The organism is Streptomyces sp. NEAU-W12 (assembly GCF_026242095.1).
Classification (GTDB): domain Bacteria; phylum Actinomycetota; class Actinomycetes; order Streptomycetales; family Streptomycetaceae; genus Streptomyces.
Genome location: NZ_JAPJDM010000013.1, coordinates 21865 through 35941 on the forward strand (window position 1 = coordinate 21865; position 14077 = coordinate 35941).

The window sequence follows — 14077 nt, forward strand, 5'->3', positions numbered from 1 at the left end:
GTGACCGTCCACGACGACGACGACCGGAACGACACCGGCCACGAGCGCGGCACCGAGTACGACGGCACCGAGTACGACGGCACCGAGTACGAAGGCGTCGACGCCCTCATGGCCGCGATCCTCGACGAGCCGCTGCCCGCCGCGGCCCGGCGGGACCCGGCGTTCACGGCCGCGCGGGACGCGGCCGCCGCCGACGTCGCCGTACTCAGGGAGCAGCTGGGCCTGATCGGGGAGACGCTGGCAGCCGTGGGGACACCGGCAGCGCGAGAGGAGGCCGCGGGGCCGGAAGCGGCTCCGGCGGCCGTGACCGGGACTTCGACCAGCCCCGGTGGCAGGCCCACGACGGGCCCCCGCGCGCCGGTGACGCCCCTGCCCTCGCGCCGCGCGCCCCGTCGCCCGCTGCGGGTCGCCCTCGGCGCGCTCGCCGCCGCGGCGGCTGCCTCGGTGGTCCTCGGTGCGGGCTGGCTCGTGGCGCAGCCCGGGCAGGGCGACACCGCCTCGTCGGCAGCCGAGTCCGCCGACAAGGCGGCCGGCGACGAGCGGTCCACGGGTGCCGGGGACCCGGCCGGTGACCTGTTCGGCAGTCCCCGCCACCTCGCCTGCGCCCGGCTCGTCGCCGAGGGCACGGTGACCGGGGTGGAGCCGGTACCGGGCGCCGGAGGGGACCGCGTCACGCTGGAGGTGACCCGCGGCTACAAGCCGGAGCCGGAGCCCGGCACGAACGCGGGGGACCGGGACGCGGTCACCTTCCTGACCGGGGCCACCGGCCTGCCCCGGCTGCACACCGGAGACCGGGTCCTGGTCGGCCTGCCCCGCGAGGGGACCGTCCCGGACGCCGTGATCGTCGGTGAGGAGGACATCGCCCCCGAGCGGGCGCGCATCACCGCAGCCCTGCCCGCCTCCCGCACCCTGACCTGCGAGTGATCGACGCGGGCGCGGGGCGCGTACGCCGAAGGGGCGCGTACGCCGAAGGGGCGCGTACGCCGAAAGGGGCGGGCGTCCTCGTGGACGCCCGCCCCTGTCGCTTGTGGCCGTCGGTTACGGCACGACCTTCTCGATCGTCACGCTGCCCGTGCCCGCGACCGTGCCGCGCGCGTTGACCAGCTGGACCTGGCCGAAGAACTCGCGGCCCTCGGGGGCCGCCGCGGCGGCCGTGACGGTGCCGGAGACGGTGGCCGACTCGCCCGTGCCGATCCGCACCGGCGTGGAACCGTCGACCGTGACCTCGCCGAGCGTGGCGGAGAAGAACACGTCCCGGTAGTCGTAGTCGGTGGAACCGGCCGGGACGGAGTAGCCCACGACCTCGACGGTGTACGTACCGGCCGCCGGGTCGGCGACGGACACCGACTCCTCCGAGTCGCCGTCGGCGGACTGGCCGACCAGGGCGCCGGCCGCGTCGTAGACCGCGAGGTCCAGGTCGGCGGAGGCGTCGGAGACGTTGCCGATGGCGACGTCGAGCGACGCCGCGCCCTCGGGCACCTCGACCGTGGTGGTGCGGACGTCACCCGTGCCGATGGCCGGACGGTCCGACAGGGCGGAGCCCAGCGGGCCGCCGACCAGCTTGCCGTCCAGGTCGGCGGCCTCGTTGGTCACGCTCCAGGAGACGTCCGCCGGGGTGCCGACCCTGGCCTCCGGCACGGTCACGGTCTCGGGGTCGAAGACCGCGCCGAGCACGGCGACGTCCAGCTTGTACGGGTTCTTCAGCAGCGGCGAGGTGCGGCGTGCCTCGACCTCGATCTCCCAGACGCCCGGCTGCGGGTTCACGTACGAACGCAGGTCGGGACGGCAGGTGTTGGCCGGGTTGCTGTAGTTCGGGTAGCAGTTGACGGTCGACGTCGGGTCGGCCGGGACGCCGTACGGGTGGATGGCGACGAACCGGGTCTGGCTCGTGGCCCTCAGCCCGCTCATCGCGATCTCCAGCGTCTTCGCGCCCTCGGGCACGGTGACGAAGTAGGAGGTCGTGGCGTTGCGCTGGGCGGTCCCGGAGGCGGAGAAGGTGTGCGCCAGCGGGGCCGAGACGACCACGGTGCTCAGGATCTGCCGGTCCACGCCCTCGGTGCGCGGGTCGTCGACCTCGAGGATGGCGCTCTTGAGGCCGGCCGACCGGGGCGAGGCCTGGACCGTGACGGTCACCGGCTCGTTCAGCGGCAGCCGCACGTCGTCGTCGCCGACGATGCGGAAGACGCGGTCGGTGTTGTTCTCGAGGTCGAGCTCGTGCCGGATCGCGCGGTCGGGACCGGACGTACGGGTGATGGTGATGTCGTACGTCTTCTTCTGGCCCGTCTTCAGGCCGCCCTCGCGGTCGTAGAGGCCGGTGCCGAAGCCGGGGGTCTCCAGGAACTGCTCGATCGCGGTGTCGACCGGCGCCTTCACGCTGTACTCGTGTGCGGTGGCCCCGTCGCGGATCGAGTCCCAGGCCTCCTCGACGTCGATGAGGCCGGCGCCCTCCTCGTAGGCCTGCAGGCCCCTGACGTGCCGGGCGGTGGAGGTGAGGGCGGTGCGCAGCTCGGCGGGCGTCAGGTCGATGCGCTTCTGCTTCGCGGCCGACAGCAGCAGCGCGGCGGAGCCCGCGGCCTGCGGGGACGCCATCGAGGTGCCCTGGAGCATGCCGTAACCGGCCGGCAGGCCGTAGCCCGCCTCGGCGACCGGCTGGCCCGCCGCCCAGGTCTGGATGGTGTTGATCGCCGCGCCGGGCGCGATCAGCGTCGGCGTGAAGCCGCCGTCCTCACGCGGGCCGCGGGAGGAGAACGGCATCATGGCGTACTTCGTCTTCACGAAGGAGCCGTAGTTGGCGGCCCAGGTCTCCCTGGAGACGGACGCGCCGACCGAGATGACCTTGTCGGCCAGGGCCGGGTCGCCGATGGTGTTGGCGCCGGGACCGGAGTTGCCCGCGGAGATCACCAGCTGGACGCCGTAGGTGTCGATGAGGCGGGTGTACAGCTCGGCGCGGGCGTTGTTGCCGTCGTTGAGGGCGGGCAGGCCGCCGATGGACATGTTGACGATGTCGACACCGCGCTCGGTGACGAGGTCGATCATGCCCTCGGTCAGCGCCACGTTGGTGCAGCCGCCGGACCAGGTGCAGGCACGGGAGGAGACGAGCTTCGCGCCGGGCGCCGCGCCGTCCATCCGCCCGCCGAACAGGCCGTTGGCGGCGGTGATGCCGGCGACGTGCGAGCCGTGCGAGCCCTCGATGACACCGATGTTGACGAAGTCGGCCGTCTTGCCGACCCAGTCCCCGCCGTACGGGTCCATCGGGACGTCCTCGCGGATCTCCACGACGAACGGCTGGCGCTCGGCGACGTCGGTGGCCGGGTCGTCGGTGCCGAAGTACCCGATCTGGAAGCCGTCCTTGTAGGGCTTCATCGGGGTGTCGTCGGAGAAGTCCTGGTTGTCGTTCAGGTCGACCCGGACGGTGCCCGCCCCGGCGTCGTACAGCACGCCCCAGGAGTCGGTGGTGTCGCCGTCGCGGTTGGCGTCGCCGCCCGCGTCGCCGCCGGTGGTGTACGACTCCAGGAAGGTGCTGACCCGGTACGAACCGGCGGGGGCCTGCCAGGTCCTGCCGTTGTACGTGAAGGTCGGGCCGGAGACCGAGGAGGTCATCGGGCGCCAGGTCCGGTCGTCGTCGACGACCGGGTCGGTCGCCGTCACCCAGTCGACGATCTTGCGCTCGCCGGTGGTGGTCTCCTGCAGCGCCGGGTGGGCCAGGTCCACGCCCGAGTCGAGGATGCCGATGGTGACGCCGCGGCCGTCCGCCGTGCGGTTCTTCTTCACGAAGTCGACGGCGCCCGTCTCGAAGGACGGGTTGTACGGGTTCTTCGCAGGGGTCCGCCTGTCGGGGCCCGCGTAGGTGGCGGAGCCGCCCTTGCCCCTGGCCTTGGCGGTGGTGTCCGCGGCCGGGGTGGGGTCGTCGAGCGGTATCTCGTCGCGCAGGTCGATGCCGTGCACGCTGGAGAGCTTGGCGGCGGCGGCGATGGCCGAGTCCGCCCTGGCGGTGGGGACGGTGGCGCGGACGTAGCCGAGCCTGTCGTGGGTCCGGCCGACCGAGCCGCCCTTGACCGCGTTCAGCTCCTCGGCGACCTGCTCGGTCCTGCCGGGGGCGGTGGCGATCATCATCGTGACGTTCTTCTCGCCGTCGGCCTTGGCCTCGGCGAGGAGGTCCGCGTCGCCCGAACCGAGCTTGTCGTGAGCGGACTTGACGTCACCGTCGACGGGTGCGGCGGCCGGCGCGTCGGCGGCGGCCGCCAGGGGTATCGGCCCGACCGCACAGAGCGCGGCGACGAGGCCGGCGGCCAGGGAGATACGGGCCGCGCGTCTCGCGCCCGACAGCGGTTCGCGCTGGGAGGACTGGGTCATCGGCATCCCTTGTAAGTAAAGGCACCATCGTGGAGCGACCGGAGCCGATCGACCCTGGCCGCGATCGTCCGGAATGCGATCCCGGACGATCGTTGAGCCTTACGCAAGGGGTGTGTGTTTGGCGAGGGTTGGCTGAATCGAGATGAATGTATGGGGAAAACCCGCGATGCGTTTATGGGGTGTCGGAGGGCGAAGCGGGCAAGTCGCCCGTGGGGTGGGGCCCGTGGGCGCTCGCGGGGTAACGTCCCGGAATGCGGCAGACCCTGAGGGTGGCGGCCTACGCCGTGGTGGTGCGCGACGGACGGCTCCTGCTGGCCCGGTCCCCGGTGCCCGGAGGTGATCCGGAGTGGGTGCTGCCGGGCGGTGGCATGGAGCACGGCGAGGATCCGTACGACACCGTGCGGCGGGAGGTCGAGGAGGAGACCGGGTACCGCGTCGAGGTCACCGGACTGCTCGGCGTGGACTCCGTCCGGCGCGCCCTTCCCCGTCGCCCGCTCCGGCGCGCCGTCGACCACCACGCCGTACGACTGGTCTACGAGGGGCGGATCGTCGGCGGCGAGCTGCGCGACGAGATCGGCGGCTCCACCGAACTGGCCGCCTGGCAGCCCCTGGACGCCGTCACGGACCTGGTCAGGGTCGGCCTGGTCGACACCGGGCTGCGGCTGTGGCGGGAACGCCCGGCGGCGGGACGGACGGAACGGGTGGACGGCTGACTCGGGGGGCGCGTGAACTTCTGGGCCCGGTCGGTCGATCGGGCATGATGCCCCCCACGGGCATGATGCCCCCCATGTGAAGTGGTGGCGTCGCGGGGATCCCCCGTGAGGTGAACGCGGCGTGACCGGTCCCGGACCGGCGCGGAAGCGGGGGCCGACGGCCCGGGTGGTCCAAGATCCACGTACGGCGATCGGCGTCGCGCGTTGCCGCCGCGTTCACACGCAGGCCATTCCCGCTGCCAAGCATCCAGTAAGAGCGGGACGTCCACCCGGCGAACCACCGGCGAACGCCCCGCGGTCACTGCCGATGCGTTCGCACCCGGGGAGACAAGCGCTATGTCGCGCACACGCCCAGTAGCCGGCTCCACCGCACTCCACCGCCGTTCCCTCCTCACCGCCACCGGCGCCCTCGCCCTCTGCGCCGGTGCCGGATACGCCCTGCTGCCCGGCGGCGACCGGGCCGCGGCCGCCGGCAGTGCCGACGCCGTCGCGGAGGAGGCCGTACCGGCCTCCTCCCGGCAGGCGCCGGCCGCCCCGCTCGCCCCGTACACGCGCGGCACCACCGTCGCCGGGGTGTCCGCACCGCGCGGCGGCGGTGATGCCGGCTACCGGCGCCTCGACGAGGGTCCGGGCTGGGGGCGGGTGGTGCGCGGGGAGCTGGCCGGTGCCCGGCCCGGCCGGGACGACCGCCGCACCACACTGGCCGCCTTCGTGCAGCTCACCGACCTGCATGTGATCGACGCGCAGCACCCGCTGCGCCTGGAGTACCTGCGCTCCACCGAGGTGCGTGCCTGGCGGCCGCACGAGGCGCTCACCGTGCACGGCGCGGTCTCCCTCGTCGAGCGGATCAACTCCCTGCGCGGCGCCCCCGTCACCGGTTCCCCGCTGCACTTCGCGATGACCACCGGCGACAACACCGACAACAACACCCGCTCCGAACTGGACTGGTACCTGACCGCGCTCAGCGGCGGCCGCATCGCCCCCAACAGCGGGGACCCGCGCCAGTACGAGGGCGTCCAGAACAGCGGTCTGCGCCAGTACTGGCAGCCGGACGCCGCCACCCGCGACGCCGACAAGCAACTCGGTTTCCCGCACCTCGACGGCTTCCTCGCCGCGGCCGTCCGGGAGGTGAACAGCCCCGGCCTCAACCTCCCCTGGTACTCCACCGTCGGCAACCACGACGCGATGCCCCTCGGCTGCTACGCCTCCCACGGCGACCCGTACCTCACCGAACTCGCCGTCGGCGGCCGCAAGCTGATGGAGCTCGGGGCGGCCGAGGCGAAGAAGCTCCGGCAGACCATCAAGAAGGCCACCGACCCGCGGGGCGTCCAGTACGGCGCGTTCCTCAGGTCCCAGGCCCGCGCCATGCGGCCGGTGACCCCCGACGAGGCGCGCGCCCCCTTCACGCCCGCCGAGTACGTCGAGGCCCACCTGGACCCCGCGTACCGCGGGCTCGGGCCGGTGGGGCACGGCTACTCCGCCGCCAACCTCGACGCGGGCACCCAGTACTACGCGTTCCGCATCTCCGAGGACGTCATCGGCATCAGCCTCGACACCACCGACCCCGGCGGCCACTACACGGGCTCCCTCGGCACGGCCCAACTGCTGTGGCTGAAAAGGACACTGCGCATCAACAGGAATGCCCGCGCGATCGTCTTCAGCCACCACACCAGCAAGTCGATGACGAACACGCACCGCGACCCGGCCCGCCCCGACGAGCGGCGCCACGACGGCGGGGAACTCGTCGAACTCCTCGGCAGCCACCCCAACGTGGTGGCCTGGGTCAACGGCCACATCCACCGCAACGCCGTCACCCCGCACACCGGTTCGGCCGGTTCCTTCTGGGAGATCTCCACCGCCTCCCACGTCGACTTCCCCCAACTCGCCCGCGTCATCGAGCTGGTGGACAACAAGGACGGAACCCTCTCCCTGTTCACCACCCTGGTCGAGTCCGCGGCCCCGGCCCGCACGGACTACAGCGACCTCACCCAGACCGGCCTCGCCGCCCTCTACCGCGAGCTGTCCTACAACGCCCCCGGCGCCCGCACCGACCTCGGCGGCACCCCCCAGGACCGCAACACGGAGCTCCTGCTCAAGGCGTAGGGCCGGGGCGGGGCGGGGCGCGTCGGGACGAACGGCCCGGGGGCTTCGCCCCGGGGCCGGTTCAACGCGGCAGCACCACGACGCAGGCCGCGGGCTCGCGGTCGGCCGCCGCCACCAGGGCCGTACGGATCACCGCCGCCTGCTGCTCCGCCGCGTCCCGCAGCCTGCGCGGGGCGATCCGCACGACCGTGATGCCGAGCCGCTCCAGGTGCTCCCGCTTGCGGGAGTACTCGGCCCGCGGGATGCCGTCGTCCCGGCGGCTCTCCCGGCGGGTGTCCAGGTCGAGTGCCACGGCCTGCTGCGGCCAGTACGCGTCCAGGCCGCCGAGGCGGGGGCCGCCCGGCAGGCTCAGGTCCACGTTCCACAGCGGGTCGGGCAGACCGTACTCGCGCACCATCCGGTACAGGCGGTCCTCCGCGTGCGCGCGGCCCTCGGCCACCAGGGAGTTCACCGCGTGCTCCACCTGCGGCCGGTCCAGCAGCCCCGCGGCGGTCAGTTCCCGTACCAGCGCGGCCGCGTCGCAGTGGCCGCCGGTCACCGCCTCCGTGAGCAGCCTGCGTACCGTGCCCGCGTCGGCCAGGCCCGCCACCGCGTCGGCCAGTGCCCGCGGGACCGGTGCCACCGGTACGCCCGCCACCCGCTCGGGGGCCGGCAGCACCGGGGCGCGGACGACGCGCGCACAGCCCGTGGAGCGCAGCCGGCGCAGCCGCGGGACCAGTACGTCGATGGTGCCCAGGGAGGGCAGCGGGGGAGCGGAGGAGAAGCCGTGCAGGGCCAGCGCGGCAAGACCGGTGATCATCGCGTCCTCGTAGCGGGGGGCCGTCGAGTCCGCCGGGCCGGGCCGGCCGGGGACGTGCCCGGACCTGCCGGGGGGCCGCTCCCGCGCCGTGTACAGCAGCACCGCGTGCAGCCGCTCCTCGCTGGTCGGCGGACCGGGGTGGAGCAGGACGACGCCGGGCAGGAGCAGCTGCCAGGCTCCGCCGGGGCGGCACCGGTCGTCGGCCTGCGCGGCCGGGACGCCGTGCGAGCGCAGACGGGCGGTCGTGAGCACGCGCCGCGGCCCGGCGCCGAGAGGGCGCGGGGAGAGCGGGGGAAGCGGGAAATCGTGGTTCATGTCCGGCAATCTCCCGCACCGGGGCCGCTCCCGAAGCCCTGTTACACGCCCGTCGGCAACCCGGTACAAGCCTGCCCCGGGGGACGCGTGTTCGGGTGCCGGAAACCCCTGGTCCGCTCGGGTGGGACCAGGGGCCACGGTTGTTGTCGACCGAATTCCGTAACGGTCGCGGAGCGCGCGTCCCGGCGGGGTGACCGCGGGCCTGTCCTGCGGGACGCGCCCGCAGTCACCCCGCCGCCGCGTCGCACGCCTGGCCGCGCAGCGCACGGGCCAGATCGTCCCGGGCCTCCAGCACCAGGCGGCGCAGCGCCGGGGGCGCGTCCTCGTGGGCCGCGAGCCACGCGTCCGTCGCGTCCAGCGTCCCGGGCGAGTCCAGCAGCTCGGGGAACAGACCCCGCACCACGTGCATGCCGATCTGGATCGACCGCTCCTCCCACACCCGCTCGATCACCGCGAAGTACTTCTCCGCGTACGGGGCGAGCAGCTCCCGCTGCGAGGGCTGGGCGAAACCGGCGATGGTCGCCTCCACCAGCGCGTTGGACAGCTCCCGCGACTCCACGACCCGGTCCCAGTCCGCCGCCTTGACCTCCGCCGACGGGCGGGCGGCCAGGCAGCGGACCTGGTGGCGCCTGCCGGAGGCGGTGTCGTCCCGGGCCAGCTCCCCGGCCAGCGCCTTCTCGTCGGCGAGCCCGTGCGCTGCCAGCGGCTCCAGGAACACCCAGCGCAGTTCCTGGTCGACGTCGAGCCCCTCGACCGTCACCGTGCCCGACAGCAGCTCCTGGAGCAGCTGGAAGTCGCCCGGCGCGCCGGCCGACCGGGCGAAGAAGCGGGCCCAGGCCAGCTGCTGCTCGCTGCCCGGCGCGGCGGCCTCCAGCTCGCGCCGGGCACCCTCGGCGAGCAGCCGGCCGCCGGTCCTTCGCCAGGCGGGCGCCGCGTAGTGGACGATCGCCGACTCGGCCCAGGCGTGCAGCATCTGGAGCACGCCGATGTCGGACTCGCGCCCGCCGAACCGCAGGACCAGGTCCACGAACTCCCGCGCGGGCAGCAGCGCGTCCCGGGTGAGGTTCCACAGCGCCGACCAGCACAGGGCGCGGGCCAGGGGGTCGGTCAGCGCGCCCAGGTGTTCGCGGAGCGTGGCCAGCGAGGTCTCGTCGAAGCGGATCTTGCAGTACGTGAGGTCGTCGTCGTTGACCAGCACCAGCTCGGGCGCCTCGGCCCCGGCGAGTTCCGCGACGACCGTACGGGCCCCGTCGACGTCCGCCTCGGCGCGCGCGTACCGCTCCAGCGCGCCGCCGTCCGTCCGCCGGTACAGGCCCACCGCGACCCGGTGCGGGCGCAGTTCCGGGAGCGACTCGGCGGCCTCCTGCACCACCGCCAGCTCGTCGATCCTGCCCTCCGCGGTCAACAGCACCTGCGGCGTCAGGGAGTTGACCCCGGCCGTCTGGAGCCAGGCCCGCGACCACGCCGTCATGTCGCGCCCGCTGGTCTCCTCGAGGACCGACAGCAGATCACCGAGCCGGGTGTTGCCGTACGCGTGCCGCTTGAAGTAGCGCCGGGCGCCCTCCAGGAAAGCGTCCTGGCCGACGTACGCCACCAGCTGCTTGAGCACCGAGGCGCCCTTGGCGTACGTGATGCCGTCGAAGTTCAGCTTGGCGTCCTGCAGGTCGCGGATGTCCGCGGTGACCGGGTGCGTGGACGGCAGCTGGTCCGCGCGGTACGCCCAGGCCTTGCGACGGTTGGCGAAGGTGACCCAGCCGTCGGTGAACCGGGTGGCGCCCACGAGCGAGAAGGCGCCCATGAAGTCGGCGAAGGACTCCTTCAGCCACAGGTCGTCCCACCACTCCATGGTGACCAGGTCGCCGAACCACATGTGCGCCATCTCGTGCAGGATCGTGTTGGCGCGGCCCTCGTAGGAGGCCCGGGTGACCTTGCCGCGGAAGATGTACTCCTCCCGGAAGGTCACCAGACCCGGGTTCTCCATCGCGCCCAGGTTGTACTCGGGCACGAACGCCTGGTCGTACTTCCCGAAGGGGTACGGGTAGTCGACGTGGTCGTGGAAGAAGTCCAGGCCCTGCTTGGTCACCAGGAAGATGTCGTCGGCGTCGAAGTGCGGCGCGAGACCCTTGCGGCACATCGCGCCGAGCGGGATCTCCAGCCGTGTGCCGTCGGGCAGCTCACGCTCGTAGGAGTCGGTGACGTAGTGGTACGGCCCGGCGACCACGCAGGTGATGTACGTCGAGATCGGCTTGGTCTCCGCGAACCGCCACACGCCGTCGGTGAGTTCACCGACCCCGTTGCTCCACACCGTCCAGCCCTCGGGGGCCCGCACCTCGAAGCGGTGGGGCGCCTTGAGGTCGGGCTGCTCGAAGGTGGCGTACACCCGGCGGGCGTCGGCCGGCTCGTACTGGGTGTAGAGGTAGACCTCGCCGTCCTCGGGGTCGACGAAGCGGTGCAGGCCCTCACCGGTACGGGAGTACGCGCACCGCGCGTCGACGATCAGCTCGTTGTCGGCGGCCAGGTCGTCGAGGAGCAGCCGGGAGCCGTCGAACACCTCTCCGGGGTCGAGGTCCCGCCCGTTGAGCGAGACGGCCGTCACGCCCGGCGCGATCAGGTCCGCGAAGCTGCTCGCGCCGGGCTCCGCACAGCGGAACCGGACGGTCGTCACGGAGCGGAACGTGCGCGGCCCGTCCGCGCCGCCCCCACCCTCCCCACCGGTCGTGCCGGCCGCGTCGGCCGCGCCGATCGCGGAGCGCAGGTCGAGGGACACCTCGTACCCGTCCACCGACAGCAGTGCGGCCCGCTCCCGGGCCTCGTCGCGGGTCAGGTTCTCACCGGGCACAGGCGGACTCCTCATGCGTCGTCTCGTGCGTCGTCGACAGGTCTGTACAGCACCGATCCTGCCATGCGCCCCTGACGCGGGGCAGCCGGGAACCGGAGGGACGGGAATGGAGGGGGAAGCGCGGGTGTTCGCGTGGGAAGCGGTTCCCCGTACTTCACTTCCCTTTCGAGGAGCGACATGCCGGACACGTCCACGTCCACCCCCACTCCCGTCGACTTCTGGTTCGACCCGCTGTGCCCCTGGGCCTGGATGACCTCCCGCTGGGTGCTGGAGGTGGAGAAGGTGCGGGACATCAAGGTCCGCTGGCACCTGATGAGTCTCGCCGTGCTCAACGAGGACAAGCTCGACGAGCTGCCCGAGGAGTACGCCGAGATGCTCGCGACCAAGGCGTGGGGCCCCGTCCGCGTCGTCGCCGCGGCCCGGGAGGAGCACGGCGCCGAGGTGCTCGGCGACCTCTACACCGCGCTCGGCACCCGTATCCACAACCAGGGTGAGGGGCCGGAGAAGGAGGCCGTGGCCGCCGCCCTGAAGGAGGTCGGGCTGCCCGACTCCCTCATGGACCACTGGGACGACACCCCCTACGAGCCCCAGCTGCGCGCCTCCCACAAGGAGGGCATCGACAAGGTCGGCCAGGACGTCGGCACCCCGGTCATCGCCGTGCCCGGCGCCGACGGCGAGCAGATCGCCTTCTTCGGCCCGGTCGTCACCCCCGCCCCCAAGGGCGAGGAGGCCGCCCGGCTCTGGGACGGCACCCTCGCCGTGGCCTCCGTCCCCGGCTTCTACGAGATCAAGCGCACGCGGACGAAGGGCCCGGACTTCGGCAACCTGTGACGGGACGCTTCGGGGCCGGCCGCCTCGGCCGGAGGCGGCACCGGGCCCGTCACTCCGGTTCGGGCAGGCGGATGGGCTTGGGGAACGGCTTCATCGTCCACCCCGTGCGCAGGTTGCGGCACTGCCTGCCGGAGTCCGGGTCCAGTACGTTCACACAGATCCAGAACTCACTGACCCCCGCCCGCCCCAGCCTCTCCTTCAGCTTCTCCTGCTCCGCCCTGTCCAGCTGACGATGCAGTTGCTCCGCGTCGCACGTCGAGCAGGGATACTTCTTGGTCCTGGGTGTCGTCATGAGGCACTTTGACCCGGAACGCCGCATACCGGAAGCCCCCGCGAGTCGAGTCCTCGCGGGGGCTTCCGTCTTTCCGCCTGCCGGGTGAACGGTGAGAAGACGATCACGGGGCAGGATGCTTATTGCAGGATGCTTGCAACTGCAGGCTAACAGCAGGAGGAGTGGTGTGCGCGGGGTTCAGTTCCCCGTGTCCGTGCGCGAGCCCTGGGAGGAGCATGCCCCGGCCCGCTGCCGGACGTAGCCCGCGGCCGCCAGGAGGAGGGTCATGCCGCCCGTCGAGTACAGCTGTACACGCGTGTCCGGCTCCCGGGCCATCAGGACGAAGACGGCGCCCATCCCGGCCAGCGCGATCCACGTCAGCCACGGGAACGCCCACATCCGGACCACCAGCCTCTGGGGCGCCTCCCGTTCCAGGACGCGGCGCAGCCGCAGCTGGGAGGCGGCGATGAAGATCCAGACGACGAGGATCACCGCGCCGATCATGTTCAGCAGCCAGGGGAAGACGTCGTCGGGCCGCCAGTAGCTGAGCAGCACGCACAGGAACCCGAAGGCCGACGAGGCCAGCACGGCGACCCGCGGCACCCCGGCCGACACCAGGCCCAGCACCTTCGGCCCCTGACCGCGCCGCACCAGGGAGTAGCCGATGCGCGAGGCGCCGTAGATGTTGGCGTTCATCGCGGACAGCAGCGCCACCAGCACCACGACGTTCATCAGCTGCCCGGCGCCCGGGATGCCGAGCCGGTCCAGGGCGGCGACGTACGGGCCCTGCTCGACGACCGCCGGCGAGTCCCACGGGACCAGGGCGACGACGACCGCCATCGAGCCGACGTAGAACAGCGCGATCCGCCACATCGCCGTACGGACCGCGCGCGCGACACCCTTGACCGGGTTCTCCGACTCCGCCGCGGCGATGGTGACCGTCTCCAGGCCTCCGTACGCGAAGACGGACGCGAGCAGGCCGATCACCAGCCCCTCGCCGCCGTTCGGGAACAGCGGGGTGAGGTTCGAGGCGCCCGGGGAGTCGGTGCCCGGCAGGACGCCCGCGACGGCCAGTGCGCCGAGCACCAGGAACAGCGAGATCGCGCCGACCTTCAGTGCCGCGAACCAGAACTCGAACTCGCCGAACTTCCCCACGGCCGCGAGGTTCGTGGCGCAGAACATCACCATGAACAGCGCCACCCACGCCCACTCGGGCGTGCCCGGGAGCCAGCCGGTGACGATCTTCGCGGCGCCGATGCCCTCCAGGCCGACCGCCGTGCACAGCAGCACCCAGAACGCCCAGCCCGAGGCGAAGCCCGCCCAGGGCCCGATCGCCCGCTCGGCGTGCGCCGAGAACGAACCCGACGACGGGTACGCGGCCGACATCTCGCCGAGCATCCGCATCACCAGCATCACCAGCAGGCCGGAGAGGGCGTAGGCGACGACGATCGACGGTCCCGCGGCGGCGATGCCCGCGCCGGAGCCGACGAACAGCCCGGCCCCGATCACCCCGCCCAGGGCGATCATCGACAGATGACGCTGCTTGAGGCCGTGGGAGAGCGGGACGCCTTCCTGCGGTGACGTGTCGGGTGTGCGGGGGGCCTCGGGTGGCTCGGGTGTCTCGGTGGAGGGGCTGGGCACGGACACGGCTCGTCCAATACGGGAGACGGCAAAAACCAGGTCAGTCTGGGTGTCCCTCCCGGGCGCCGGAGAGGGGTGTCCAGCATGTGGACGCGCTCGGTGCGGAGGGTAGCGTTCCGGTTACCTGATGGCTGTGGCTGTGGCTGTGGCTGTGGCTGTGGCTGCGACTGCGACTGCGACTGCGACTGCGGCCGCGGGCTCGTCGGCCGGCT

The 14077-nt window shown here is 72.8% G+C and carries 9 protein-coding genes; 4 read left to right on the top strand and 5 right to left on the bottom strand.

The window, feature by feature from the left end; translation table 11 throughout:
• Positions 1–924: a hypothetical protein gene (locus ORI94_RS17865; protein WP_266076569.1), complete on the top strand. Its 924-nt coding sequence runs from the start codon at positions 1–3 to the stop codon at positions 922–924.
• 114 nt (positions 925–1038) lie between these two features.
• Here ORI94_RS17865 and ORI94_RS17870 read toward each other — a convergent pair whose 3' ends face one another.
• Positions 1039–4353 carry a S8 family serine peptidase gene (locus ORI94_RS17870; protein ID WP_266076571.1) on the bottom strand — a complete coding sequence of 1105 codons (3315 nt, stop codon included), beginning with the start codon at positions 4351–4353 and terminating at the stop codon, positions 1039–1041.
• 251 nt (positions 4354–4604) lie between these two features.
• Here ORI94_RS17870 and ORI94_RS17875 point away from each other — a divergent pair, with 251 nt between their 5' ends.
• Both ORI94_RS17875 and ORI94_RS17880 read left to right on the top strand, forming a co-directional pair.
• A complete protein-coding gene (locus tag ORI94_RS17875) occupies positions 4605–5066 on the top strand; it encodes an NUDIX hydrolase (protein WP_266076573.1) in 462 nt (153 codons plus the stop codon).
• 336 nt (positions 5067–5402) lie between these two features.
• Entirely contained in the window at positions 5403–7169 is a 1767-nt protein-coding gene (locus ORI94_RS17880; RefSeq protein ID WP_266076575.1) for a TIGR03767 family metallophosphoesterase, read from the top strand.
• 61 nt (positions 7170–7230) lie between these two features.
• Here ORI94_RS17880 and ORI94_RS17885 read toward each other — a convergent pair whose 3' ends face one another.
• The gene (locus ORI94_RS17885; RefSeq protein ID WP_266076577.1) at positions 7231–8283 is read right to left on the bottom strand and encodes a hypothetical protein; all 1053 of its coding nucleotides are present in this window, start codon (positions 8281–8283) and stop codon (positions 7231–7233) included.
• Between the two features lie 226 nt (positions 8284–8509).
• On the bottom strand, positions 8510–11122 hold the full coding sequence (gene pepN / locus ORI94_RS17890; RefSeq protein WP_266076579.1) for an aminopeptidase N: 2613 nt from the start codon (positions 11120–11122) through the stop codon (positions 8510–8512).
• Positions 11123–11299: 177 nt separating this feature from the next.
• On the opposite strand from pepN, the gene ORI94_RS17895 reads away from it, so the two are divergent.
• Entirely contained in the window at positions 11300–11953 is a 654-nt protein-coding gene (locus tag ORI94_RS17895) for a DsbA family protein (protein WP_266076582.1), read from the top strand.
• 49 nt (positions 11954–12002) lie between these two features.
• Here the strand turns inward: ORI94_RS17895 and ORI94_RS17900 are convergent, their stop codons facing one another.
• Together ORI94_RS17900 and ORI94_RS17905 are read right to left on the bottom strand one after the other, a co-directional pair.
• Positions 12003–12245, bottom strand: a complete 243-nt coding sequence (locus tag ORI94_RS17900; protein ID WP_266076584.1) for a hypothetical protein — start codon at positions 12243–12245, stop codon at positions 12003–12005.
• Between the two features lie 177 nt (positions 12246–12422).
• Positions 12423–13865 (bottom strand): amino acid permease, encoded by a 1443-nt coding sequence (locus ORI94_RS17905; protein ID WP_416237843.1) that lies wholly within the window; start codon positions 13863–13865, stop codon positions 12423–12425.
• Positions 13866–14077 lie beyond the last annotated feature (212 nt).